This window comes from Photorhabdus antumapuensis (genome assembly GCF_020387775.1).
In the GTDB taxonomy this organism is placed as follows: Bacteria; Pseudomonadota; Gammaproteobacteria; order Enterobacterales; family Enterobacteriaceae; genus Photorhabdus; species Photorhabdus antumapuensis.
Genome location: NZ_JAHZMK010000105.1, coordinates 1 through 1,043 on the forward strand (window position 1 = coordinate 1; position 1,043 = coordinate 1,043).

Annotated in this window: 1 protein-coding gene; it reads right to left on the reverse strand. The window is 51.8% G+C overall.

Annotation, left to right across the window (positions count from 1 at the left end):
• Positions 1-1,043: elongation factor Tu (gene tuf / locus KZ793_RS22465; protein ID WP_225817287.1), on the reverse strand; the 1,043-nt coding region annotated here is incomplete at both ends.

A 1,043-nucleotide genomic window follows, 5' to 3' on the forward strand; every position in this document is an offset into this window, starting at 1 on the left:
GGCATCACCATTTCCACGCCTTCTGGCAGTTCAATAGTCCCGGTCACGTCAGTTGTACGGAAGTAGAACTGTGGGCGGTAGCCTTTGAAGAACGGTGTATGACGGCCGCCTTCGTCTTTGCTCAGAATATAAACTTCTGATTCGAAAGTGGTGTGTGGCTTGATTGAACCTGGTTTTGCCAATACCTGACCACGTTCGATTTCGTCACGCTTGGTACCACGCAGCAGAACACCGACGTTCTCACCCGCACGGCCTTCGTCCAGCAGTTTGCGGAACATTTCTACACCAGTACACGTGGTTTTTGTCGTGTCTTTAATACCCACGATTTCAACTTCTTCACCCACTTTAACGATACCGCGCTCTACACGACCAGTCACCACGGTACCACGGCCTGAAATAGAGAATACGTCTTCGATTGGCAGCAGGAATGGCTGGTCGATTGCACGCTCTGGTTCTGGGATGTAGCTGTCCAGGGCTTCTGCCAGTTCGATGATTTTGGCTTCCCACTCTGCATCACCTTCCAGTGCTTTCAGAGCAGAACCACGGATTACTGGCGTGTCGTCGCCTGGGAAATCATACTGAGACAGCAGCTCACGCACTTCCATCTCAACCAGTTCCAGCAGCTCTTCGTCGTCTACCATGTCACATTTATTCAGGAACACGATGATGTAAGGAACGCCTACCTGACGGCCTAACAGGATGTGCTCACGCGTCTGTGGCATTGGGCCGTCAGTCGCGGCAACTACCAGGATCGCGCCGTCCATCTGAGCCGCACCGGTGATCATGTTTTTCACATAGTCGGCGTGGCCTGGGCAGTCAACGTGTGCGTAGTGACGGCTTGGGGTATCATATTCTACGTGAGAAGTAGAGATGGTGATACCACGCGCTTTTTCTTCTGGCGCGTTATCGATTTGGTCGAATGCACGAGCGTTACCACCGTAGGTTTTAGCCAGTACAGTAGTGATAGCAGCAGTCAGGGTAGTTTTACCGTGGTCAACGTGGCCAATAGTACCAACGTTAACGTGCGGTTTTGTACGTTCAAA